Below are 23,350 nucleotides of genomic sequence, written 5' to 3'. Positions count from 1 at the left end.
CGGCGGGCGAGGAAATCGCCCGCTAGCGGCTGCGCTTGGCGTGCCGCTCCCAGTTCTCCTGTTTTGCTTCATCGGATTTACGCAGTGAAACGTAGCATGCCCCGCTGCCGCCGTGATGCGGCAGCGCCACGCAGAAGGCCTGCACTTCCTCGAACTCCGTTAACCAGCGCGCCAGATAGCTGCGCACCACATTAGGATGCGAGTTCTGCTCGCGCCCTTTTCCGTGAATGATAATCAGATTGCGTAACCCGTCACGTCCGGCCTGGCGAATAAAAGAATAGAGCATCTGACGGCAGCGTTCGGCGGGCTGACGCAGGAGGTTTAAGCTGGCCTGGCGGGCATATTTACCCGAGCGCAGCTTCTCGATAACGCCCTGCTGCACCCCTTCGCGCTGGAACGCCAGCGGTTCTTCCAGGGGAAGAAGGTCAAGAAAATCCAGCGTCAGGAAGTTATCCAGCTGTTCACAATCCACCTCCTGGCGCGCCCGCGTATTGCGGCTGGGCTGCCAGTGAATATCCGGGCCACGCTTCAGCGGCTGGACATCTTCCATGGCGTCAAGAAAAAAGGATTTGTCGTCAGGGTTCATGGATATCCTCCGGCTACAACTGAGGACGGTACTATACCTGCGCCTGAGACTGGCCTCAATCACCGTTACAGGCCCTCATGCGCCGCAAATATTAACCTGATGAATATATATAGTATTTATAAAATGGATTTAAATACGAGTTAACTAAAACTTCAGCAAAGATGAAATAAGTGATTTGTGTTAAATTTTCGTAAAATCAAACACTCGACATCCTTTCTTTTTGCGGAAAAGGTGTTATACCTAAATATACCTGCTTCATGGATATAATATTCAGGATTGGCGAAAGGACGCACTGCTGTGTGTACTGGAGGATCTGTCTGATGTCGGGCAGATCCTGTTTTTTTATTATCTTACTTTCACGCCGCGATTATTTTTCTCGCTTCCCGTCTGAACTGCGTAATTAATGATTCAGCCAGGGGCGTCTGACGTGAATCACGGCGCTGAATTAAATAATATGCTGCTTTTGGAAGCGATTCGACAACCGGCAGCATGACCAGACGGTGCGCCAGCAGCGGGTCACAGCCTAACTCCTGCGGCAATATGCTTAGAAAATCACTTTGCGCGACCAGGCTAATACAGGAGGAAAAGGTTTCGCAGACCACACCAATTCGCGGTATTTGCGAGCGATGGCTAAATACCTCTTCTAGCTGCTTATAATAACTTCCCCGCGGCGTCGGCATTGTCCAGTTATAATGCAGGAGTTCGTTAATCGACGTTGCCCCCGTTGCCGGATGCCCTTCGCGACAAAATACCGCAAATGGCTTCTCAAAGAGTTTTTCAAACGTAAATTCCTGGTCGTAAGGTCCCTGATAATAAGTATTGATGGTGAAATCCAGCTCTCCCTGCCGTAATTCGTTGATCATCGACACCAGCTGCCCTTCCATTATCCGCACTTTGACCTGCGGATGTTGGGCATGAAAGCGGGTGATAACGGCGGGCATCAGGCTGCGCGAAACGCTGGCCCCCATCCCGATGTTGATCTGCCCGGCCTGTTCCCCCTGCCGCTGACGAATGTCATCCTGCGCCGCGCGCAGCTCTTCCAGAATTAACCGGGCGCGCTGGTAAAAGCCCTCACCGCATTCGGTCAACGCGACGCCCTTACTCCTGCGCACGAAAAGCTGCGCCGCCATGCCCTCCTCCAGCTCTTTGATGGATTTGGTCAGCGCCGGCTGCGAAAGATTCAGCGTCCTGCTGGCACCGCGAATGCTGCCCTGACGAGCGACTTCAACAAACGCCCGGAGATGATGGAATTTAACCTGAAATGACATAGCCCGACCGATAACCGTTGTTTATCAGAGTAAAGAAACTGTCATCTACTTTACTGGAAAGGGATGTGCGAGGGTAATTCCTGAACGGTTAAAACTGTGAAAAATCGGTTAGTGATAAGTAAAAACTATCACAGCGTGAAGCAGTTCACATATTTTCATGATGACAGGAACAGATATGGACACACTGGCGCAGTACATCCAGACGTTAACCCCGCAGCTGAGCGCGTGGCGTCGCGATTTTCACCATTTTGCGGAATCCGGCTGGGTAGAGTTTCGTACCGCCGCGAAAGTTGCGGAGACCCTGGACTCGCTGGGTTACGAACTGGCGATGGGCCGTGACGTGGTCGATGCCGAAAGCCGGATGGGGCTGCCCGATGAGGCAACCCTGGCGCGAGAGTTTGCCCGCGCGCGGGCGCAAGGCGCGCCTGAGAAATGGCTGGCGCCGTTTGAAGGCGGCTTTACCGGCATTGTCGCCAGCCTGAATACCGGCCGCCCTGGCCCAACCCTGGCGTTTCGCGTGGACATGGACGCCCTTGATTTAAGCGAAGCGCTCGACGACAGCCATCGCCCGTTCCGCGACGGGTTTGCCTCCTGCAATCCGGGTATGATGCACGCCTGCGCGCACGACGGCCACACCACCATTGGTCTGGGACTGGCACAGGTGCTTAAGCAGAATGCAGCCCGGCTCAACGGCACCATTAAGCTGATCTTCCAGCCTGCTGAAGAAGGCACGCGCGGCGCGCGCGCCATGGTTGCCGCCGGGGCGCTGGATGACGTGAACTATTTCACGGCCATTCATATTGGTACCGGCGTCCCTGCCGGTACGGTGATCTGCGGCAGCGATAACTTTATGGCCACCACCAAGTTCGACGTGAGCTTCACCGGCGTGGCCGCACACGCGGGCGGTAAGCCGGAGGACGGGCGTAACGCCCTGCTCGCCGCCGCGCAGGCCGCCCTCGCCCTGCACAGCATCGCCCCGCACAGCGACGGCGCATCCCGGGTGAACGTCGGCGTGATGCAGGCGGGCAGCGGGCGCAACGTGGTGCCCGCGAATGCCCTGATCAAAGTTGAAACCCGCGGCGAAAGCGAAGCGATTAATCAGTACGTCTTTGAACGCGCGCAGGCGGTCATTACCGGCGCGGCGGCGCTCTACGGCGTGAGCGCCGAGGTGCGCCTGATGGGGGCTGCCACCTCCAGCGCGCCGACGCCGGCCTGGGTGGATTATCTGCGCGAGCAGGCGAGCCAGGTTTCCGGGGTTGTTCATGCCATCGATAAGGTGAAAGCGCCAGCGGGTTCCGAAGACGCCACGCTGATGATGGCCCGCGTACAGCAGAACGGCGGCATGGCGTCCTATATGGTGTTTGGCACGGATTTGAGCGCCGGACATCACAACGAAAAATTCGACTTCGATGAGCAGGTCATGACTATCGCCATCGAAACGCTGGCGCGAACTGCGCTCAATTTCCCGTGGACGCGAGGTGTGTAATGCAGGAGAACTACGCTTTTATTGCCGATGCGATCGACACGCGATGTCGGACGTTAACCGATATTGCCGACGCGATCTGGGATCGTCCCGAAACCCGCTTTGAAGAGTTCTGGTCCGCCGAACGGCTGGCCAGCGAGCTGGAAGCAGAAGGCTTCACGCTGACCCGCGAGGCAGGCGGTATTCCCAATGCCTTTATCGCCAGCTTCGGCAGCGGAAAACCGGTTATCGCCCTGCTGGGCGAGTACGACGCGCTGGCCGGGTTAAGCCAGCAGGCACACTGCGCGACGGCGCAAACCGCCACGCCGGGGGCTAACGGCCACGGCTGCGGACATAATCTCTTAGGCACCGCAGCGCTTGCGGGCGCGGTGGCGGTGAAAAGCTGGCTGGAGCAGCACGGCGGCAGCGGAACGGTGCGTTTTTACGGCTGTCCCGGTGAAGAAGGCGGCTCTGGGAAAACCTTTATGGTGCGCGAAGGGCTGTTTGATGACGTCGATGCCGCCGTCACCTGGCACCCGGAAGCCTTTGCCGGGATGTTTAACGTCAGCACGCTGGCGAATATTCAGGCCGCCTGGCGTTTTCACGGCGTGGCGGCGCACGCGGCCAACTCTCCTCACCTGGGACGCAGCGCCCTGGACGCCGTGACGCTGATGACCACCGGCACCAACTTCCTTAACGAACACATCATCGAGAAAGCGCGCGTCCATTACGCCATTACCGACACCGGCGGGATTTCGCCCAACGTGGTGCAGGCGCAGGCCGAGGTGCTGTACCTGATCCGCGCCCCGGAGATGGCGGATGCGCAGCAGATCTACGAGCGCATCGAGAAAATCGCCCAGGGCGCGGCGATGATGACCGAAACGACCGTCGAGTGCCGCTTTGATAAAGCCTGCTCCAGCTACCTGCCGAACCGCACGCTTGAGGCGGCGATGTATCGCGCCCTGCAGCACTACGGCACGCCGGAGTGGACCGACGAAGAGCGAGAGTTTGCCCGCGAGATCCGCGCCACGCTGACGCCCAACGATCTGCAAAACAGCCTGAAAAATATTGCCGCCACGGGTGGTGAAGCGGGTAAAGCCTTTGCCCGTCGTCATCAGGCGACGCTGCTGGTGGATGAAGTCGCGCCTTATGCCGTCACCGACAACGTGCTGGCAGGTTCAACCGACGTGGGTGACGTCAGCTGGAAAATGCCGGTCGCCCAGTGCTTCAGCCCCTGCTTTACCGTCGGCACGCCGCTGCATACCTGGCAACTGGTGTCTCAGGGGCGAACCTCTATTGCCCACAAGGGCATGCTGCTGGCCGGGAAAGTGATGGGCGCGACCGCGCTCAATCTGCTGCAGGACGCGGCGCTGCTGAAAAAATGCCGTGAAGAGTTCGAACAACAACTAGAAGAAAAACCGTACGCGTGTCCGATCCCACCGGGCGTGACACCGTCACCTTTAAAATAAAAAAACACAACACAACAACACAACACTCCCGAGGAACGCCCATGAGTATGTCATCCATACCTTCGCATTCCCCATCCGGTAAGCTCTATGGCTGGGTTGAAAGGATCGGCAATAAAGTGCCGCACCCTTTCCTGCTTTTTATCTATCTGATTGTGATTTTGATGGTCGCCACCGCCGTGCTCTCCGCCTTTGACGTCAGCGTGCGCAGCCCGGCCGACGGCAGCCTGGTGGCGGTGAAAAACCTGCTGAGCATTGAAGGGCTGCACTGGTTTTTACCCAACGTGATTAAAAACTTCAGCGGATTCGCCCCGCTCGGCGCCATTCTGGCGCTGGTGCTGGGCGCCGGGCTGGCTGAACGCGTCGGCCTGTTGCCCGCATTGATGGTGAAGATGGCTTCTCACGTCAGCGCGCGCTACGCGAGCTACATGGTGCTGTTTATCGCCTTCTTCAGCCATATCTCCTCCGACGCCGCGCTGGTGATCATGCCGCCGATGGGGGCGCTGATCTTCCTCGCCGTCGGGCGCCATCCCGTGGCGGGTCTGCTGTCCGCGATTGCGGGGGTGGGCTGCGGTTTTACCGCTAACCTGCTGATCGTCACCACCGACGTGCTGCTCTCGGGCATCAGTACGGAGGCGGCGAAAACCATTGATGCGGCCATGCACGTCAGCGTGATCGACAACTGGTACTTTATGGCAAGCTCGGTCATTGTCCTGACGATTGTCGGCGGGCTGATTACCGATAAGATCGTCGAGCCGCGCCTGGGCAAATGGGAAGGCCGTAACGATGAAAAGCTGGAGACGCTGAGCGAAGCGCAGCACTTCGGCCTGCGCGTGGCGGGGATTGTCTCGCTGGCGTTTATCGCCGCGGTGGCGCTGATGGTGGTGCCGGAAAACGGCATATTGCGCGATCCGGTTAAACATACGGTCCTGCCCTCGCCGTTTATTCAGGGCATCGTGCCGCTGATTATCCTCTTCTTCTTTGTTGTTTCGCTCGCCTACGGTATCGCCACCGGCAAAATCCGCCGCCAGGGTGACCTGCCGCAGCTGATGATCGAGCCGATGAAGGAGATGGCGGGCTTTATCGTGATGGTGTTCCCGCTGGCCCAGTTTGTGGCGATGTTTAACTGGAGCAACATGGGCAAGTTTATGGCCGTGGGCCTCACCGACGCGCTGGAGGCTGCCGGGCTAAGCGGCGTACCGGCGTTTGTCGGTCTGGCGCTGCTGTCATCCCTGCTGTGCATGTTTATCGCCAGCGGCTCCGCCATCTGGTCGATTCTGGCCCCGATCTTCGTGCCGATGTTTATGATGCTGGGGTTCCACCCGGCTTTCGCGCAAATCCTGTTCCGCATCGCGGACTCCTCAGTTATCCCGCTGGCGCCGGTTTCGCCGTTTGTTCCGCTGTTTTTAGGCTTCCTGCAGCGCTATAAACCCGAGGCCAAACTGGGTACCTACTATTCGCTGGTTTTACCCTACCCGCTTATCTTTTTAGGGGTATGGCTGGTGATGCTGGTGGCGTGGTATCTTGTCGGCCTGCCGATTGGGCCGGGGATCTACCCGAGGCTGAACTAAGGGAATGAGGATGCTGAGATTACTCGAAGACAAGATTGCGACGCCGCTTGGGCCGCTGTGGGTGATCGCGGACGAGCAGTTTTGCCTGCGCGCCGTTGAGTGGGAAGAGCACAGCGACCGCATGGAAGAACTGCTTGCGATTCACTACCGCGCCCAGGGGTATGAACGTATCCGCGCCACCAATCCGGGTGGACTGAGCGGCAAGCTTGCAGCGTACTTCGAAGGCGATCTCAGCATCATCGACACGCTGCCCACCGCCACGGCGGGCACCCCTTTTCAGCGCGAAGTGTGGCAGGCGCTGCGGGCCATTCCCTGCGGGCAGGTGATGCATTACGGCCAGCTCGCGGAGCAGTTAGGTCGCGCTGGGGCCGCACGCGCCGTAGGTGCCGCGAACGGCTCTAATCCGGTCAGCATCGTGGTGCCCTGCCATCGCGTTATTGGCCGCAACGGCACCCTGACCGGCTATGCCGGTGGCGTGCAGCGAAAAGAGTGGTTGCTGCGTCACGAAGGGTATCTCTTACTCTAGTTCCCAGGCTTTTTGTGCTTAATTTTCTTCCGGTTAGGCTAAAAATCCATAATCAAGCTGTGGAATTTCAAGAAGATGGCGACACATTGCCGTCTCTTGTCCTTATTGAGGGTTTGTCAGGCTTACGTACTTACCAAAAAGATGTTAAAATTGACCAATATCAATTAAGGCTTGAGCAAACCTATGATCCCGGAAAAGCGAATTATACGACGCATTCAGTCTGGCGGTTGTGCTATCCATTGCCAGGATTGCAGCATCAGCCAGCTCTGTATCCCGTTTACCCTGAATGAGCATGAACTCGATCAGCTTGATAATATTATCGAGCGTAAAAAGCCTATTCAGAAAGGGCAGACGCTGTTTAAAGCGGGAGACGAACTGAAATCGCTCTATGCTATCCGTTCTGGCACCATCAAGAGCTACACCATTACCGAACAGGGCGATGAGCAGATCACCGGCTTCCATCTGGCGGGTGACCTGGTAGGCTTTGATGCCATCGGTACGGGCCACCACCCGAGCTTTGCTCAGGCACTCGAAACCTCGATGGTTTGCGAAATTCCGTTTGAAACCCTGGACGATCTGTCCGGCAAGATGCCTAACCTGCGTCAGCAGATGATGCGTCTGATGAGCGGTGAGATCAAAGGCGATCAGGACATGATTCTGCTGCTTTCCAAAAAGAATGCAGAAGAGCGTCTGGCCGCGTTTATCTACAACCTCTCCCGCCGCTTCGCCGAGCGTGGCTTCTCGCCGCGTGAATTCCGTCTGACGATGACGCGTGGCGATATCGGTAACTACCTGGGTCTGACCGTGGAAACCATCAGCCGTCTGCTGGGTCGTTTCCAGAAAAGCGGGATGCTGGCCGTTAAGGGTAAATACATCACTATCGAAAACGGTGAAGCGCTGGCCGTTCTTGCCGGGCACGCCCGCAACGTGGCGTAAACGCCATACGTATACTGCCAGACCGATAAATTCTCCTGATTTATGGGTCTGGCCTGTTACCCCGTCTTATATCTGCCCTTTTCACCGTAGCACGTCCCCACACAGCACCCAAAAGGGTCTCGTTGAGGTTATGAATTGAGAGAAAGTTTGTTTTTCGTTTCAGTCGTGATTGCCTCAGTGACCTTTATCTTCATCTGGATCATGCTTGTCGGCCCAATGAAGGGGGAGGAAAAAACCTACGTTCAGGACTCCACGACCTTTGCGATAGCGGTGATGGTGCTGCTGTTTATTGCGTTTATCGCGGTAACGACCACGGTGCTTTTCCTCTGATAAATTTTCATGAATTATTGATCTGGCAAAAGCTCTCCTCTGTTTCATTCAGGATATATAGGTTACTCTTTTAATTACAGACTGTGGTGACAGTAGTAAGGAGACCTGTATGGCCAAGTATCAAAACATGCTGGTAGCAATCGATCCGAATCAGGACGATCAGCCGGCATTACGACGTGCTGTGTATTTACATCAACGGATTGGTGGCAAAATCAAAGCGTTTTTGCCGATCTATGACTTCTCGTATGAGATGACCACCCTTCTGTCGCCTGACGAGCGCACCGCTATGCGTCAGGGCGTCATCAGCCAGCGTACCGCGTGGATCCGCGAACAGGCGAAGTATTACCTGGAAGCGGGCGTGCCCATTGATATCAAAGTGGTCTGGCACAATCGACCTTTCGAAGCCATCATTCAGGAAGTCGTTGCCGGTGGGCACGATCTGCTGCTGAAGATGGCGCACCAGCACGACAAGCTGGAATCCGTGATCTTCACCCCGACCGACTGGCACTTGCTGCGTAAATGCCCTTGCCCGGTCTGGATGGTGAAAGACCAGCCGTGGCCTGAAGGCGGGAAAGCCGTTGTGGCGGTAAACCTCGCCAGCGAAGAGGATTACCATAACTCGCTGAACGAGAAGCTGGTGAAGGAGACCCTCCAGCTTGCCGACCAGGTCAACCACACCGAAGTGCATCTGGTAGGTGCCTATCCGGTTACCCCGATTAACATCGCCATTGAGCTGCCGGAATTTGACCCGAGCGTGTATAACGACGCCATCCGCGGTCAGCACCTGCTGGCCATGAAAGCGCTGCGCCAGAAATTCAGCATCGATGAGAAAATGACCCACGTGGAAAAAGGGCTGCCTGAAGAGGTGATCCCGGACCTGGCTGAACACCTGCAGGCGGGGATTGTCGTGCTGGGTACCATTGGACGTACCGGTATTTCTGCCGCCTTCCTCGGCAACACCGCCGAGCAGGTGATCGACCATCTGCGCTGCGACCTGCTGGTTATCAAGCCGGATGAGTACCAGACGCCGGTTGAGCTTGACGATCCGGAAGACGATTGACCCGCAAGATAAAAAAAACCGTCGGCGAACCGGCGGTTTTTTTTGCCGGGTGGCGGCTACGCCTTACCCGGCCTACGGGTTTGGTAGGCCCGGTAAGCTTGCGCCACCGGGCTTTACCCTGTCAGAGCGCTTTCAGAATCGCATCCACGCTGGCTTTGGCATCGCCAAACAGCATGTGGGTGTTCTCTTTGAAGAACAGCGGGTTCTGCACCCCGGCATAGCCGGTATTCATTGAGCGCTTAAACACGATCACGTTCTGCGCCTTCCACACTTCCAGAACCGGCATCCCGGCGATTGGGCTACGCGGATCGTCCTGCGCCGCCGGGTTAACGGTGTCGTTAGCCCCAATGACCAGCACGGTATCGGTGTCGGCGAAATCATCGTTGATCTCGTCCATCTCCAGCACGATGTCGTAAGGCACTTTCGCTTCCGCCAGCAGCACGTTCATGTGGCCTGGCAGACGCCCCGCCACCGGATGAATACCAAAACGCACCTTGATGCCGCGCGCGCGCAGCTTCTCGGTGATTTCCGCGACCGGATACTGCGCCTGTGCCACCGCCATGCCGTAGCCCGGGGTGATAATGACCGAGTGCGAGTTTTTGAGCATCTCGGCGGTATCTTCCGCGCTGATCTCACGGTGCTCACCCACTTCCTCATCGGAGCCGGTAGACGAGCCGTCAGAACCAAAGCCACCGGCGATGACGCTGATGAACGAGCGGTTCATCGCCTTACACATGATGTAAGACAGGATCGCACCCGAAGAACCCACCAGCGCACCGGTGACGATCAGCAGGTCGTTGCTCAGCATAAAGCCCGCCGCCGCCGCCGCCCAACCGGAGTAGGAGTTCAGCATGGAGACCACCACTGGCATATCCGCACCACCGATGGACGCCACCAGATGCCAGCCGAAGGCCAGCGCGATGATAGTCATCACCAGCAACGCCAGCACCTGCAGACCGACGCTTTCGGTACGCACGAAGACCACCAGCAGCACAAACGATACCACCAGCGCCGCCAGGTTCAGCTTATGACGGTTTGGCAGCATCAGCGGCTTAGAGGAAATCTTCCCGCGCAGCTTGCCGAACGCGACAATGGAACCGGTGAAGGTGACCGCACCGATGAAGATACCGAGGAACACTTCCGTCAGGTGAATATTCACCAGAATCGGTTCTAGACCTGGCGTGTGGTACAGGTAGCTGTTGAAGCCCACCAGCACTGCGGCCAGACCCACAAAGCTGTGCAGAATCGCCACCAGCTCCGGCATCTCGGTCATTTCAACGCGTTTCGCCAGGCGAATACCAATCGCACCGCCGATGATCATCGCCACCAGGATCCACGCCACGTTGCCGGTGTCCGGCCCGAAGATGGTGGCAATCAGCGCAATCGCCATCCCGGCGATACCAAAGTTATTCCCCTGCTGAGACGTTTCGTGTTTGGAAAGCCCCGCCAGACTGAAAATAAACAGGATTGCAGCAACAATGTATGCGGCTGTCACTAATCCTCCAGACATATGCTACCCCTTAGCCTTTACGAAACATTTTCAGCATGCGCTGAGTCACGGTGAAACCACCGAAAATATTGATACTGGCGATCAGCACCGCGATAAAGCTCAGGAAGCTGATCCAGCCGCCGTGGCCAATCTGCAGTAACGCCCCCACCACGATGATCCCGGAGATGGCGTTGGTCACCGACATCAGCGGCGTATGCAGCGCATGGGAGACGTTCCACACCACGTAGTAGCCCACGACGCAGGAGAGCGCGAAGACGGTAAAATGGCCGAGGAACTCTTTCGGCGCGACGTCAGCCAGCCAGCCGAACAGAATAATCACCAGCGCCATGATCGCGTATTTGCGCCACGGGGAAGCCGGTTTGGCAGGTTCTTTTGGTTCAGGCGCCGCTTTAGGCGCTGCCTGAGGCTGGGCCGAAACCTGAATCGGTGGCGCAGGCCAGGTAATTTCACCTTCACGCACCACGGTCACACCGCGCACCACCACGTCGTCAAAATCGACGGTGATGTTGCCGTCTTTTTCTTTGCAAAGCAGCTTCAGCAGGTTGACGAGGTTGGTGCCGTACAGCTGAGACGATTGCGTCGGCAGGCGACCCGGCAGATCGGTATAGCCGATCACCTTCACGCCGTTTGCGGTCGTGGTCACCTGATTCGCTACGGTATATTCGCAGTTGCCGCCGTTTTGCGCGGCCAGGTCGACAATCACGCTGCCCGGCTTCATGGAGTCCACCATCTCACGGGTAATCAGCTTCGGCGCCGGTTTACCCGGGATAAGCGCGGTGGTCACAATGATGTCGACATCTTTCGCCTGCGCGGCGAAGAGTTCCATTTCGGCTTTGATAAAGGCTTCGGACATCACCTTCGCATAACCATCACCGCTGCCCGCTTCTTCCTTGAAGTCCAGCTCAAGGAATTCGGCCCCCATACTCTGGACCTGTTCCTTCACTTCAGGACGGGTATCAAACGCGCGAACGATAGCGCCCAGGCTGTTTGCCGCACCGATGGCTGCAAGTCCCGCCACGCCCGCGCCAATCACCATCACCTTCGCCGGAGGGACTTTACCCGCCGCGGTGATCTGACCGGTAAAGAAGCGACCAAATTCGTGGGCCGCTTCAACAATGGCGCGGTAGCCCGCAATGTTTGCCATCGAACTTAAGGCGTCCAGCGACTGGGCGCGCGAAATACGCGGCACGGAGTCCATCGCCATCACGGTGACGCCGCGCGCGGCCAGTTTTTCCATCAGCTCAGGATTTTGCGCAGGCCAGATAAAGCTCACCAGCGTGGTGCCCGGATTCAGCAGCGCAATCTCACTCTCTTCCGGTGCGTTGACCTTCAGAATAACCGGCGACTGCCACACGTCGGCACTGTCCACCACTTCCGCGCCAGCCTGAATAAAGGCCTCGTCATCGAAACTCGCCAGTTTGCCCGCGCCGCTTTCAACTGCAACGGTAAAACCCAGCTTAAGCAGTTGCTCCACCGTTTTCGGTGTTGCCGCTACGCGGGTTTCATTGGCTAACCGTTCTTTTGGTACCCCAATACGCATAGTTTTCCCTTCCATCGGTTTTTGATGATGGTTTAACGATAAGTGCCCGCGGTTTGTATCATTTTTCGCCATCACGCAAGCAATGAGACACAATTAACCCCGGAAAATAAAACAGTAACAAACTGTCTATAACCTACTGAAAATAGCGGCCGTGATCTACCGCCAGAAAACACTATTTCTTACTTTATCTGTGAAAAATAAGCGATCGGCGTCACTGACAGTGATATTTACCTTAAATTCATCGCCAGAACCGATAATTCGCGCAAGCGAAGCGGTAAAAACATGATATAGCGCCATAAGAGAACAACTTATTAACATTAAATTAACTTGTAAAAGTCATAAGCTTTATCAGTTTTACTTGTCAAACGCGTGTTTTTTCAACATATCACTAAATGTTATCGAATAAGGTGATTCAGTGAGCACAGGCAGTGAAAAATGGCGCAGACAGCGACGGGTTTTAAATGCCATAATCGGGACCGTCTCAAATTAACAACAATACCAGTACATGGTTTGCGCAAGGCGAAGGATCATTTTTATGAAGCTTAAGAACACACTCCTGGCGTCCGCACTTCTCTCCGCGACCGCCCTGTCTGCGAATGCCGCAACAGAGTTAACGCCGGAGCAAGCGGCAGCGTTAAAACCTTTTGACCATAAGGTCATTGTGGGTCGTTATAATTCTATTGGCGACGCCGTCGCCGCTGCATCAAAGGCCGCTGATAAAAACGGGGCAGCCTCGTTTTATGTTGTTGACCAGTCTGATAACGGCAACAGCGGTAACCAGCGCGTGACCATTGCGCTGTATAAGGACAACGCGCCAAAAGCTGACGCACCGAAAAACCGCGTGATTAACGGTGTTGTTGAACTGCCGAAAGATCAGGCAATTGCGCTGGAACCGTACGACACCGTCACCGTTCAGGGCTTTTACCGCAGCCAGCCTGAAGTGAACGATGCCATCACCAAAGCCGCGAAAGAGAAAGGGGCCTACGCTTTCTACATCGTGCGTCAGGTCGATGCTAACCAGGGCGGCAACCAGCGTATTACCGCGTTCATCTATAAAGAAGATGCGAAGAAACGTGTTCTGCAGAGCCCGGATGCGATTCCGGCAAACTCAGAAGCCGGTCGCGCGGCGATAGCGAAAGGCGGCGAAGAAGCGAAGAAAGTGGAAATCCCAGGCGTCGCAACGACGGCTACGCCAAGCGCTGAAGTGGGCCGTTTCTTTGAAACGCAGTCCACGAAAGGTGGCCGTTATTCGGTTACGCTGCCAGACGGTACCAAAATTGAAGAGTTGAACAACGCCACTGCCGCGCAGATGGTGCCGTTCGACAGCATCAAATTTACCGGCAACTACGGCAACATGACGGAAGTCTCTTACCAGGTCGCGAAGCGTGCGGCGAAGAAAGGGGCGAAGTTCTACCACATCACCCGCCAGTGGCAGGAACGTGGAAACAACGTGACCATCAGCGCCGACCTGTACAAGTAACAAAATCGTTTAAAAAAGGCGGCGCAATGCCGCCTTTTTTGTTACTTTTTTTGAATTTCTGCCACACGTCATTGCATGCTTTCGTTACACTCCGTAAAATCCCGCGCCTTAGTGTGATCCACCATTTTTATGCGCCTGAGCGAAATAATTATTCTGGATTTTGACCTTTCATAACAGGAAGCCAATGGAAAAGAAACTTGGCCTGAGTGCTCTGACTGCACTCGTTTTAAGCTCAATGCTGGGTGCAGGCGTATTCAGTTTGCCGCAAAATATGGCGGCCGTCGCCAGCCCGTCTGCCCTCATCATTGGCTGGGGCATTACGGGTGTCGGAATATTGCTGCTGGCCTTCGCCATGCTGCTGCTGACGCGCATTCGCCCGGATCTGGACGGCGGCATTTTCACCTATGCCCGGGAAGGTTTCGGCGAGCTGATTGGCTTCTGCTCCGCCTGGGGATACTGGCTGTGTGCGGTGATCGCCAACGTCTCCTATCTGGTGATCGTTTTCTCGGCCCTCAGTTTCTTTACCGATACGCCTGAGCTGCGCCTGTTTGGCGACGGGAATACCTGGCAGTCTATTGTGGGCGCCTCGGTGTTACTGTGGTTCGTCCACTGGCTGGTGCTGCGTGGTGTACAAACGGCCGCCAGCATTAACCTGGTGGCGACGCTCGCGAAACTGGTTCCGCTCGGCCTGTTTATCGTTCTGGCCTTCATTGCGTTCCGTATGGACGTGTTCACGCTCGATTTCAGCGGCGTTGCGCTGGGCGTCCCCGTCTGGGAGCAGGTGAAAAACACGATGCTGATTACCCTGTGGGTGTTCATCGGTGTTGAAGGCGCGGTTGTGGTTTCCGCCCGGGCCCGAAATAAACGCGATGTGGGCCGCGCCACGCTGCTGGCGGTACTGGCTGCGCTCGGGGTCTATCTGCTGGTGACGCTGCTGTCGCTGGGCGTGGTGGCGCGTCCTGAGCTGGCTGAAATGCGTAACCCGTCAATGGCGGGCCTGATGGTGAAAATGCTCGGCCCCTGGGGCGATGTGGTGATTGCGGCGGGTCTTATCATCTCCGTCTGCGGAGCCTACCTGAGCTGGACCATCATGGCGGCTGAAGTGCCTTTCCTGGCCGCGACGCACAAGGCGTTTCCACGCCTGTTTGCGCGTCAAAACCAAAACAGCGCGCCGTCTGCCTCACTCTGGCTGACCAACATCAGCGTTCAGATCTGTCTGGTGCTGATCTGGCTCACAGGTTCAGACTATAACACGCTGCTGACCATCGCCTCGGAGATGATTCTGGTACCCTATTTCTTAGTGGGTGCGTATCTGTTAAAAATTGCCACACGCCCGGCGCATTATGTCGTGGGTGTCGGAGCCTGTATTTACGGCCTGTGGTTGTTGTATGCTTCCGGACCTATGCATCTGCTGCTGTCGGTGGTGCTGTACGCACCGGGTCTGCTGGTGTTCATCTACGCCCGCCGCACGCATCAGCTGGAGAACGCGCTGAAACGCCGTGAGATGGCCTTAATTGGACTGTTACTGGTTGCTGCCGTGCCGGCAACCTGGATGTTAGTGGGATAGCATCGCCTTTCCCATTGTTGAACTGTAAAGGAGAATACGATGGGAAATGCACCGCTTCGCCCCATACTGATCACCGGCGGAGGCCGCCGTATCGGCCTCGCCCTCGCCCATCATTTTCTCAACCTTCGCCATCCGGTCATTGTCAGCTACCGCACGGAATACCCGTCGATTGAAGGGCTGCGCAAAGCCGGGGCGGTCTGCATTCAGGCTGATTTTTCAACCGATGAAGGCATTCTGGCCTTTGCGGAAAAGGTGAAATCCACCACAACGGGGCTGCGCGCCGTGCTCCATAACGCCAGCGCATGGCAGGCCGAAAAGCCGGGTACGTCACTCAGCGAAACGCTCTCCGCCATGCTGCAGATCCACGTCAATGCCCCTTATCTGCTTAACCACGCTCTGCAGGATCTGCTCCGCGGCCACGGGCATGCTGCGGGCGACATCATTCACTTCACGGATTATGTGGTGGAGCGCGGCAGCGACAAGCACATTGCCTATGCGGCCAGTAAAGCCGCGCTGGATAATATGACCCGCTCGTTTGCCCGCAAGCTCGCCCCCGAGGTGAAGGTGAACGCCATCGCCCCGGCAATGATCTTATTCAACGAAAGCGATGATGCGGAGTATCGCCAGCAGGCGCTGAATAAATCGCTGATGAAAATTGCCCCGGGCGAGAAAGAGGTCATCGACCTCGTGGATTACCTGCTCACCAGTTGCTACGTCACCGGCAGAACCTTTGCCGTGGACGGCGGCCGACCGCTGCGCTAGTGAAAGCGGCTCCAGAAGAAAATTAACACCCAGGCGCTGAGCCCCCAGCAGACCACCGCCCCGCCCAGCGCCAGGGGAAGACGCAGAAAACCGGTGAAATACCACAGCGAAAGCAGGTAGAGAAAATACGGGATGATTGACCACATGCCAAACACGATGGTCGTGCGTAACGCTTCCGTGCCGCGTTCAGACGCCACAATATAGTGGGCAATGAGTGCAAAGGTCGGGAAGAGAGGGATCAGCCCGGCAATATAGTAGTTTTTCGTTTTTGCCAGAATGCCAATCAGCAACACCACCAGCGCACCCAGCGCGGCTTTGATCACCAGAGCCATCGTTTTCCTTATAATAATCAACTCACCCTATGGGCCAGAATAACGGAACCGGCGTTAATTTTGAAAGATTAATGGAAGGTTAAGGTTTCGCGGTGTATGTTGGCTTTTTTCACGAAAACAGACGCTGTATGAATAAGATTGTTTATGTTGAAGACGAACCCGAAGTCGGGCAGCTGATCGCCGCCTATCTGGGTAAACATGATATGGACGTCATTGTTGAACCTCGTGGCGATCGTGCCGAAGAGGTGGTCGTCCGTGAAAACCCGGATCTGGTGCTGCTGGATATCATGTTGCCGGGCAAAGACGGCATGACGCTCTGCCGCGACCTGCGCGCCCGGTGGGAGGGCCCTATCGTCCTGCTCACCTCACTGGACAGCGATATGAACCATATTTTGTCGCTGGAGATGGGTGCCAATGATTACATTCTGAAAACCACACCGCCTGCCGTCCTGCTCGCTCGCCTGCGCCTCCATTTACGCCAGCACGCCAGCATCGAACGCGAAGCACCGGCGCCGTCTCTGACGCCGCACAAAGCGATGCGCTTCGGTACGCTGTCTATTGATCCGATTAACCGTCAGGTGCTGCTCTCTGGCGAGCTTATCGCCCTTTCCACCGCAGATTTTGACCTGCTGTGGGAGCTGGCAACGCATGCCGGGCAGATCATGGATCGTGACGCGCTGCTGAAAAACCTGCGTGGCGTAAGCTATGACGGAATGGACCGCAGCGTGGACGTGGCGATTTCGCGTCTGCGCAAAAAACTGCAGGATAACGCCACCGAGCCCTACCGCATTAAAACCGTGCGTAACAAGGGCTATCTGTTTGCCCCACATGCGTGGGAAACCTGATCGCCGGACAGGATAACCTGCGCGAAATAAAGGCATTACGCGAGAATGCCCTTCTTTCGCGCGTTTATTTTTACGTTTGCGCAACAATTAACTTGCTAAGCACGCAAACTATTCCATAATTACCTTCTCGACTCTCCTTTCTTCAGCTCGCCCCGCTCTTGCGATTGTTTTACTCATTTTCGCCGTGAAGCTTTCACGACATCTCTCCAATAAATCTTGAAATGAGGATTTAAGCTCATGAATTATGTATAGCTACGGTCAGGTAGAAGCGATAAAAACCAATCTTGAGTGGATTGTTAATCAGGCAACCCTGAACCACGCCTCCCCCTCACGCACCGATCAAAAAGCGCTCTTTGACCTGCTGGAACTCATCCAGTCTTACGAAATACTGCTGGATCTCATCAGCGAATACGGAACGGATGTGATTGATACGCACATTGCAGAAGGCCTGGCCGTGACGGAAAAATTCATCGCCAAGGTAAAAAACAGCGCGAAAGCCGTCTAACACGCTCGACAGACGTGAAAAACTCGAAGGGTTTTCATGTATATTCTGCACATAGCGTTTTTGCGGTGAGATCCAATGAAAAAGCTGTTTGTGCAGTTTTATCTTTTACTGTTTGTCTGCTTCCTGGTGATGACCATGCTGGTCGGCCTGGTCTATAAATTTACCGCCGAACGCGCGGGCAGGCAGTCTCTGGATGACCTGATGAAAAGCTCGCTCTATCTGATGCGCAGCGAGCTGAGAGAGATCCCGCCACACGACTGGGCGAAAACCCTGAAAGAGCTGGATCTCAATCTGTCATTCGATTTACGCATCGAGCCGTTGAAAGATTTCGATCTGGACCCGCCCGCCATGCAGCGTCTGCGCGACGGGGATATCGTCGCGCTGGATGAGAAATACACCTTTATCCAGCGAATTCCGCGCAGCCATTACGTGCTGGCCGTCGGGCCGGTGCCCTATCTCTATTATCTGCATCAGATGCGCCTGCTGGACATGGCGCTGATGGCCTTTATCGCCATTTCACTCGCGTTTCCGGTTTTTATCTGGATGCGCCCGCACTGGCAGGACATGCTGAAACTCGAATCCGCCGCGCAGCGTTTTGGCGAGGGGCATTTTACAGAGCGTATTCACTTCGACAGCGGTTCCAGCTTTGAACGTCTGGGCGTGGCCTTTAACCAGATGGCCGATAACATCAATGCCCTTATCGCCAGCAAGAAGCAGCTGATCGACGGAATTGCGCACGAGCTGCGCACGCCGCTGGTACGCCTGCGCTATCGTCTGGAGATGAGCGAGAATCTGACGGAAGCAGAGTCTCAGGCGCTTAACCGCGACATTGGCCAGCTTGAGGCGCTGATTGAGGAGCTGCTGACCTACGCGCGCCTCGATCGCCCGCAAAACGAGCTGAACCTCATCACGCCGGATCTGCCCGCCTGGCTGCAAACCCACATTGACGACGTTCAGAGCGTGAACCCGCAGCGCACGCTGTTAACGCGCGTCACGCCGGGTGACTACGGCGCGCTCGATATGCGCCTGATGGAGCGCGTGCTGGACAATCTGATGAACAACGCCATGCGCTACAGCGAAAGTACGCTGCAGATTGGGCTGGATCTGCAGGGCAATCAGGCCCGCCTGACGGTAGAGGATGACGGACCGGGGATTGCCCCGGAAGCACGCGAAACCGTGTTTGAACCGTTTGTCCGCCTCGATCCCAGCCGCGATCGCGCCACAGGCGGATGCGGTCTGGGGCTGGCGATTGTCTACTCAATCGCGCAGGCGATGGGCGGCACGGTGCATTGCGAAGAGAGCGAGCTCGGCGGCGCGCGCTTCTGCTTTAGCTGGCCGGTGTACCATAACATCGCCCTTCCCGTCCCTGCCTGACTTCAACCGCACGCTGGCCTGACCCGGCGTGCTGTGCTATATGATAAGTATGTTGTAACTAATGAGGGGCTTATGGCGACCTACGATCTTATCGAACGGCTGAACAGCACGTTTCGGGAAATAGAACACGAGCTGCTGACCCTGACAGAACGTTTGCAGACCTGCCGCCTGCTGGCCGCGCGCGTCTTTACCCTGCCAGAGGTAGTCAAAGGGGCCGAGCACGATCCGCTGGACACCATCGACGTGAAGCAGCACATCGGCAAGGCCGCACTGGAACTGGCGATGAAGCACTATCGCCATCTTTTTATCCAGCAGCAGTCTGAACAGCGCAGCAGCAAGGCGGCCGTACGGCTGCCGGGCGTGATCTGTCTGCAAACCGATGCAGTAGCGCGCGAGGCGCTGGAAAGCCAGATTGCCCATATCAACAGTCTGAAAGCGGCATTTGAGAAGATCGTTACCGAAGAGTCGGGCCTGGCTCCCGCCGCCCGGTTTGAGTGGGTGCACCGTCAGCTTCCGGGGTTAATTACCCTGAATGCCTATCGCACGCTGACGGTTCTGCGCCATCCCGCCACGCTGCGCTTCGGCTGGGCGAATAAGCACATCATTAAAAACTTCACCCGGGATGAAATTCTGGCGCAGCTGGAAAAGAGCCTGAAGACGCCGCGCACCGTCGCGCCGTGGTCGCGTGAGCAGTGGATCGAGCGCCTGGAGCAGGAGTACCACAGCATCGCCTCGCTGCCAGCGGATACGCGCCTCAAAATTAAGCGCCCGGTGAAGGTGCAGCCTATCGCCCGCGTCTGGTATTCCGGCCAGCAAAAACAGGTGCAGTATGCCTGTCCAACGCCGCTGATTGCGCTTTATGATGCCGATCAGGGGGCTATCGTGCCGGATATTGGTGAGTTGCTGAATTACGATGCTGAAAATGTCCAGCACCGTTACCGACCTCAGGCGCAGCCGCTTCAGCTCATTATTCCGCGGCTGCACCTGTACGTGGCGAGTTGATTATTTCAGACTGCCAACCATCGCCTCAGGGCGCACCCAGGCATCAAACTCCGCCTCCGTCAGATAGCCAAGCGCCAGGGCGGAGGCTTTCAGCGTCAGCCCCTCCTTATGCGCTTTTTTGGCGATCTCGGCGGCTTTATCGTAGCCGATATGGGTATTGAGCGCGGTCACCAACATCAGCGACTCGTTCAGCAGCTGGCTGATGCGCTCGCGGTTTGGCTCGATCCCCACCGCGCAGTGTTCGTTAAAGCTCTCCATGCCGTCCGCCAGCAGACGAATCGATTGCAGAACGTTGTGGATCACCATCGGGCGATAGACGTTCAGCTCGAAGTTGCCGGATGCACCGCCCAGGTTGACGGCCACGTCGTTGCCCAGTACCTGACAGCAGAGCATAGTCATGGCTTCGCACTGGGTCGGGTTGACTTTACCCGGCATGATGGAGCTGCCCGGCTCGTTTTCCGGAATGCTGATTTCACCGATGCCGCAGCGCGGGCCCGAGGCCAGCCAGCGCACGTCGTTGGCGATTTTCATTAGCGACGCCGCCAGCCCTTTCAGCGCGCCGTGGGTGTGGACCAGCGCATCGCAGGTCGCCAGCGCTTCGAACTTGTTGGGCGCCGTGACGAACGGCTGTCCGGTTATGGCCGCAAGCTCCTCCGCCACGCGCACTGCATACTCCGGATGGGTGTTTAACCCGGTGCCGACCGCCGTGCCGCCGAGCGCCAGCTCCGCCAGGTGCGGCAGGCTGTTTTCAATATGCTTCAGGTTGTGTTCCAGCATCGCCACCCAGCCGGAAATCTCCTGGCCGAGCGTCAGCGGCGTGGCGTCCTGCAGGTGCGTACGGCCAATTTTGACGATGTCGCGGAAGGCCTGCGCTTTCTCGTTGAGCGTGGATTTGAGGACGTTGAGCTGGGGGATAAGCTGCTCGCGGATAGCAATCACCGCCGCCACGTGCATGGCCGTGGGGAAGACGTCGTTAGAACTCTGGCTCTTGTTGACGTCATCGTTCGGGTGGACCTTGCGCTCCATGCCGCGCACGCCGCCCAGCAGTTCGCTGGCCCGGTTCGCCAGCACTTCGTTCATGTTCATGTTGCTCTGGGTGCCGGAACCGGTCTGCCAGATGGCGAGGGGAAATTCGTCGGGATGCTTGCCCGCCAGCACTTCGTCAGCGGCATTTATGATGGCGGTGGCCTTGTCTGCCGCCAGCAGGCCCAAATCCTGGTTTACCTTCGCGGCTGCGCGTTTGGTGAGCGCCAGCGCCTGAATCAGCGAAACGGGCATTTTTTCAGTCGAGATACGGAAATGCTCCAGCGAACGCTGGGTTTGCGCGCCCCATAGCTTGTCGGCCGGGACGTCGATGGCGCCCATCGAGTCTTTCTCATGGCGTACCGTGGTCATTACTTTCTCCTTGATAACACTGTCGGGATTGCTCACATGCTTAAGGGATAAGTATTGATGACTTCTGAGAAACGGTATGGCGCTTTGTGCGCTCTTTTTGGTGTCGGGTGGCGGCTTCGCCTTACCCGACCTACGAGAATGTAGGCCGGGTAAGCGTCAGCGCCACCCGGCATTTTCTTCAGACTACTTCACACACGCCGAACACTGAGAAGACTGGATCTGTTTGAAGAAGTCGTTGCCTTTGTCATCCACGAGGATAAACGCCGGGAAGTCTTCCACCTCAATTTTCCAGATCGCTTCCATGCCCAGTTCCGGGTATTCCACGCACTCCAGGCTCTTGATGCTGCCCTGCGCCAGCACCGCAGCCGGGCCGCCGATGCTGCCGAGGTAGAAGCCGCCGTGCTTGTGGCAGGCGTCCGTTACCTGCTGGCTGCGGTTGCCTTTCGCCAGCATGATCATGCTGCCGCCGTTAGCCTGCAGCTGGTCGACGTACGAGTCCATACGGCCCGCCGTGGTTGGGCCTAATGAACCAGAGGCATAACCTTCAGGCGTTTTCGCCGGTCCCGCGTAGTAGATTGGGTGATCTTTAATGTACTGCGGCAGCCCTTCGCCGTTGTCCAGACGCTCTTTCAGCTTCGCGTGCGCAATGTCGCGGCCCACGATAATCGTGCCGTTCAGGGAGAGACGGGTCGAGACCGGATACTGAGACAGCTGCGCCAGGATCTCTTTCATCGGACGGTTCAGGTCAACGCGAACCGCTTCCCCCTCGCCCGCTTTGCGCAGCGCTTCCGGAATGTATTTACCCGGGTTGTTTTCCAGTTTTTCGATCCACACGCCTTCGCGGTTGATCTTGGCCTTGATGTTGCGATCCGCAGAGCAGGAGACGCCCATCCCGACCGGACAGGATGCACCGTGACGCGGCAGACGGATCACGCGCACGTCGTGGGCGAAGTATTTGCCGCCAAACTGCGCGCCGAGGCCCAGATTGCGCGCTTCTTCCAGCAGCTCCTGCTCAAGCTGCACGTCGCGGAACGCCTGGCCGTGCTCGTTACCTTCGGTTGGCAGGCCATCGTAGTATTTAGTTGAGGCCAGCTTCACGGTCTTCAGCGTGCTTTCCGCCGAGGTACCGCCAATCACAAACGCGATATGGTACGGCGGGCACGCCGCGGTGCCGAGGGTGCGCATCTTCTCAACCAGGTAGTTCTTCAGCTTGCCCGGGGTGAGCAGCGCTTTGGTCTCCTGATAGAGATAGGTTTTGTTGGCCGAACCGCCGCCTTTGGCGATGCAGAGGAATTTGTACTCATCCCCGTCGACGCTGTAGATGTCAATCTGTGCAGGCAGGTTGGTACCGGTGTTGACCTCTTTGTACATGTCCAGCGCCGCGTTTTGCGAATAGCGCAGGTTGTCTTCGGTGTAGGTGTTATATACGCCGTGCGCCAGCGCCGCTTCATCGCCGCCGCCGGTCCAGACGCGCTGGCCTTTTTTACCGACGATGATCGCCGTGCCGGTATCCTGGCAGGTAGGCAGAATGCCTTTCGCCGCGATATCGGAGTTACGCAGGAACTGCAGGGCAACGTACTTGTCGTTTTCGCTGGCTTCCGGGTCGCTCAGAATATCGGCCACCTGCTGCTGGTGTGCAGGACGGAGCATAAACGAGGCGTCGTGGAAAGCGTGCTGCGCCAGCAGCGTCAGCGCCTGCGGATCCACCTTGAGGATCTCTTGTCCTTCAAACTCAGAGACGGAGACGTGATCGCGGGTTAACAGGTAATACTCGGTCTGATCCTTACTGAGGGGGAAAGGATCCTGATAATGGAAGGGTTTATTCGACATTGG

General features: G+C 56.8%; 21 protein-coding genes. 14 read left to right on the top strand and 7 right to left on the bottom strand.

The genetic code is table 11. The features are described from left to right. Positions 1–22 precede the first annotated feature (22 nt). Positions 23–586 carry a DNA endonuclease SmrA gene (gene smrA / locus ACEPLT_RS09725; RefSeq protein ID WP_032651637.1) on the bottom strand — a complete coding sequence of 188 codons (564 nt, stop codon included), beginning with the start codon at positions 584–586 and terminating at the stop codon, positions 23–25. A 356-nt stretch (positions 587–942) separates the two neighbouring features. Beyond that, on the bottom strand, positions 943–1,854 hold the full coding sequence (locus tag ACEPLT_RS09720) for a LysR family transcriptional regulator (RefSeq protein WP_008500536.1): 912 nt from the start codon (positions 1,852–1,854) through the stop codon (positions 943–945). Between the two features lie 175 nt (positions 1,855–2,029). On the opposite strand from ACEPLT_RS09720, the gene ACEPLT_RS09715 reads away from it, so the two are divergent. The 7 genes from ACEPLT_RS09715 (at position 2,030) to uspE (ending at position 9,205) form a co-directional block, all read left to right on the top strand. Next, the gene (locus ACEPLT_RS09715) at positions 2,030–3,340 is read left to right on the top strand and encodes a M20 family metallo-hydrolase (RefSeq protein WP_123922510.1); all 1,311 of its coding nucleotides are present in this window, start codon (positions 2,030–2,032) and stop codon (positions 3,338–3,340) included. Continuing rightward, a complete protein-coding gene (locus ACEPLT_RS09710; RefSeq protein WP_045372886.1) occupies positions 3,340–4,785 on the top strand; it encodes a M20 family metallopeptidase in 1,446 nt (481 codons plus the stop codon). Before ACEPLT_RS09715 ends, ACEPLT_RS09710 begins: the two co-directional genes overlap by 1 nt. A gap of 41 nt (positions 4,786–4,826) precedes the next feature. Beyond that, complete coding sequence (gene abgT, locus ACEPLT_RS09705) at positions 4,827–6,353, top strand: p-aminobenzoyl-glutamate transporter (protein ID WP_063436437.1); 1,527 nt, start codon at positions 4,827–4,829, stop codon at positions 6,351–6,353. A 10-nt stretch (positions 6,354–6,363) separates the two neighbouring features. Beyond that, a complete protein-coding gene (gene ogt / locus ACEPLT_RS09700; RefSeq protein WP_248213824.1) occupies positions 6,364–6,879 on the top strand; it encodes a methylated-DNA--[protein]-cysteine S-methyltransferase in 516 nt (171 codons plus the stop codon). A gap of 183 nt (positions 6,880–7,062) precedes the next feature. After that, positions 7,063–7,815, top strand: coding sequence for a fumarate/nitrate reduction transcriptional regulator Fnr (fnr, locus tag ACEPLT_RS09695; RefSeq protein ID WP_006174991.1), 753 nt, complete (start codon positions 7,063–7,065; stop codon positions 7,813–7,815). 147 nt (positions 7,816–7,962) lie between these two features. After that, positions 7,963–8,145, top strand: coding sequence for a hypothetical protein (locus tag ACEPLT_RS09690; protein WP_014883604.1), 183 nt, complete (start codon positions 7,963–7,965; stop codon positions 8,143–8,145). A 109-nt stretch (positions 8,146–8,254) separates the two neighbouring features. Beyond that, on the top strand, positions 8,255–9,205 hold the full coding sequence (gene uspE, locus ACEPLT_RS09685) for a universal stress protein UspE (protein WP_008500542.1): 951 nt from the start codon (positions 8,255–8,257) through the stop codon (positions 9,203–9,205). 121 nt (positions 9,206–9,326) lie between these two features. Here the strand turns inward: uspE and pntB are convergent, their stop codons facing one another. Together pntB and pntA are read right to left on the bottom strand one after the other, a co-directional pair. Then, complete coding sequence (gene pntB, locus ACEPLT_RS09680; RefSeq protein ID WP_021241158.1) at positions 9,327–10,715, bottom strand: Re/Si-specific NAD(P)(+) transhydrogenase subunit beta; 1,389 nt, start codon at positions 10,713–10,715, stop codon at positions 9,327–9,329. 10 nt (positions 10,716–10,725) lie between these two features. Beyond that, entirely contained in the window at positions 10,726–12,255 is a 1,530-nt protein-coding gene (pntA, locus tag ACEPLT_RS09675; protein ID WP_021241157.1) for a Re/Si-specific NAD(P)(+) transhydrogenase subunit alpha, read from the bottom strand. A gap of 535 nt (positions 12,256–12,790) precedes the next feature. Between pntA and ydgH the strand changes: the two genes are divergently transcribed. The 3 genes from ydgH to folM all read left to right on the top strand — a co-directional run bounded on the left by ydgH (position 12,791) and on the right by folM (position 16,064). Next, positions 12,791–13,735 carry a DUF1471 family protein YdgH gene (gene ydgH, locus ACEPLT_RS09670; protein ID WP_213375068.1) on the top strand — a complete coding sequence of 315 codons (945 nt, stop codon included), beginning with the start codon at positions 12,791–12,793 and terminating at the stop codon, positions 13,733–13,735. A 184-nt stretch (positions 13,736–13,919) separates the two neighbouring features. Beyond that, positions 13,920–15,302: an amino acid permease gene (locus ACEPLT_RS09665; RefSeq protein ID WP_023292612.1), complete on the top strand. Its 1,383-nt coding sequence runs from the start codon at positions 13,920–13,922 to the stop codon at positions 15,300–15,302. A gap of 39 nt (positions 15,303–15,341) precedes the next feature. Then, positions 15,342–16,064, top strand: coding sequence for a dihydromonapterin reductase (gene folM / locus ACEPLT_RS09660; protein ID WP_032674641.1), 723 nt, complete (start codon positions 15,342–15,344; stop codon positions 16,062–16,064). Here the strand turns inward: folM and ACEPLT_RS09655 are convergent. Beyond that, positions 16,061–16,396, bottom strand: a complete 336-nt coding sequence (locus tag ACEPLT_RS09655; protein WP_021241155.1) for a GlpM family protein — start codon at positions 16,394–16,396, stop codon at positions 16,061–16,063. The two genes, folM and ACEPLT_RS09655, sit on opposite strands and share 4 nt — an antisense overlap. A 128-nt stretch (positions 16,397–16,524) precedes the next feature. Between ACEPLT_RS09655 and rstA the strand changes: the two genes are divergently transcribed. From rstA to tus, 4 genes are all read left to right on the top strand, one after another. Continuing rightward, entirely contained in the window at positions 16,525–17,241 is a 717-nt protein-coding gene (gene rstA, locus ACEPLT_RS09650; protein WP_021241154.1) for a two-component system response regulator RstA, read from the top strand. 244 nt (positions 17,242–17,485) lie between these two features. Next, the gene (locus ACEPLT_RS09645) at positions 17,486–17,746 is read left to right on the top strand and encodes a hypothetical protein (protein ID WP_008500551.1); all 261 of its coding nucleotides are present in this window, start codon (positions 17,486–17,488) and stop codon (positions 17,744–17,746) included. 75 nt (positions 17,747–17,821) lie between these two features. After that, positions 17,822–19,120, top strand: coding sequence for a two-component system sensor histidine kinase RstB (gene rstB, locus ACEPLT_RS09640; RefSeq protein ID WP_447088372.1), 1,299 nt, complete (start codon positions 17,822–17,824; stop codon positions 19,118–19,120). Between the two features lie 72 nt (positions 19,121–19,192). Beyond that, positions 19,193–20,122 (top strand): DNA replication terminus site-binding protein, encoded by a 930-nt coding sequence (tus, locus tag ACEPLT_RS09635; RefSeq protein ID WP_232928791.1) that lies wholly within the window; start codon positions 19,193–19,195, stop codon positions 20,120–20,122. Here the strand turns inward: tus and fumC are convergent, their stop codons facing one another. Both fumC and fumA read right to left on the bottom strand, forming a co-directional pair. Beyond that, a complete protein-coding gene (gene fumC / locus ACEPLT_RS09630) occupies positions 20,123–21,517 on the bottom strand; it encodes a class II fumarate hydratase (protein ID WP_025911542.1) in 1,395 nt (464 codons plus the stop codon). It abuts the gene before it with no gap. 183 nt (positions 21,518–21,700) lie between these two features. Then, positions 21,701–23,347 carry a class I fumarate hydratase FumA gene (fumA, locus tag ACEPLT_RS09625; RefSeq protein WP_025911544.1) on the bottom strand — a complete coding sequence of 549 codons (1,647 nt, stop codon included), beginning with the start codon at positions 23,345–23,347 and terminating at the stop codon, positions 21,701–21,703. Between the last annotated feature and the right edge of the window lie 3 nt (positions 23,348–23,350).

This window comes from Enterobacter sp. fkY84-1 (assembly GCF_052974705.1).
Note: the sequence above shows the minus strand (reverse complement) of the source record. Positions and strands in the feature narration are given on the sequence as shown.

Bases quoted from the DNA above. Each gene is read 5' to 3' on its own strand.
- smrA (WP_032651637.1), bottom strand. From the start codon at position 586: ATGAACCCTGACGACAAATCCTTTTTTCTTGACGCCATGGAAGATGTC.
- ACEPLT_RS09720 (WP_008500536.1), bottom strand. From the start codon at position 1,854: ATGTCATTTCAGGTTAAATTCCATCATCTCCGGGCGTTTGTTGAAGTC.
- ACEPLT_RS09715 (WP_123922510.1), top strand. From the start codon at position 2,030: ATGGACACACTGGCGCAGTACATCCAGACGTTAACCCCGCAGCTGAGC.
- ACEPLT_RS09710 (WP_045372886.1), top strand. From the start codon at position 3,340: ATGCAGGAGAACTACGCTTTTATTGCCGATGCGATCGACACGCGATGT.
- abgT (WP_063436437.1), top strand. From the start codon at position 4,827: ATGAGTATGTCATCCATACCTTCGCATTCCCCATCCGGTAAGCTCTAT.
- ogt (WP_248213824.1), top strand. From the start codon at position 6,364: ATGCTGAGATTACTCGAAGACAAGATTGCGACGCCGCTTGGGCCGCTG.
- fnr (WP_006174991.1), top strand. From the start codon at position 7,063: ATGATCCCGGAAAAGCGAATTATACGACGCATTCAGTCTGGCGGTTGT.
- uspE (WP_008500542.1), top strand. From the start codon at position 8,255: ATGGCCAAGTATCAAAACATGCTGGTAGCAATCGATCCGAATCAGGAC.
- pntB (WP_021241158.1), bottom strand. From the start codon at position 10,715: ATGTCTGGAGGATTAGTGACAGCCGCATACATTGTTGCTGCAATCCTG.
- pntA (WP_021241157.1), bottom strand. From the start codon at position 12,255: ATGCGTATTGGGGTACCAAAAGAACGGTTAGCCAATGAAACCCGCGTA.
- ydgH (WP_213375068.1), top strand. From the start codon at position 12,791: ATGAAGCTTAAGAACACACTCCTGGCGTCCGCACTTCTCTCCGCGACC.
- ACEPLT_RS09665 (WP_023292612.1), top strand. From the start codon at position 13,920: ATGGAAAAGAAACTTGGCCTGAGTGCTCTGACTGCACTCGTTTTAAGC.
- folM (WP_032674641.1), top strand. From the start codon at position 15,342: ATGGGAAATGCACCGCTTCGCCCCATACTGATCACCGGCGGAGGCCGC.
- ACEPLT_RS09655 (WP_021241155.1), bottom strand. From the start codon at position 16,396: ATGGCTCTGGTGATCAAAGCCGCGCTGGGTGCGCTGGTGGTGTTGCTG.
- rstA (WP_021241154.1), top strand. From the start codon at position 16,525: ATGAATAAGATTGTTTATGTTGAAGACGAACCCGAAGTCGGGCAGCTG.
- ACEPLT_RS09645 (WP_008500551.1), top strand. From the start codon at position 17,486: ATGTATAGCTACGGTCAGGTAGAAGCGATAAAAACCAATCTTGAGTGG.
- rstB (WP_447088372.1), top strand. From the start codon at position 17,822: ATGAAAAAGCTGTTTGTGCAGTTTTATCTTTTACTGTTTGTCTGCTTC.
- tus (WP_232928791.1), top strand. From the start codon at position 19,193: ATGGCGACCTACGATCTTATCGAACGGCTGAACAGCACGTTTCGGGAA.
- fumC (WP_025911542.1), bottom strand. From the start codon at position 21,517: ATGACCACGGTACGCCATGAGAAAGACTCGATGGGCGCCATCGACGTC.
- fumA (WP_025911544.1), bottom strand. From the start codon at position 23,347: ATGTCGAATAAACCCTTCCATTATCAGGATCCTTTCCCCCTCAGTAAG.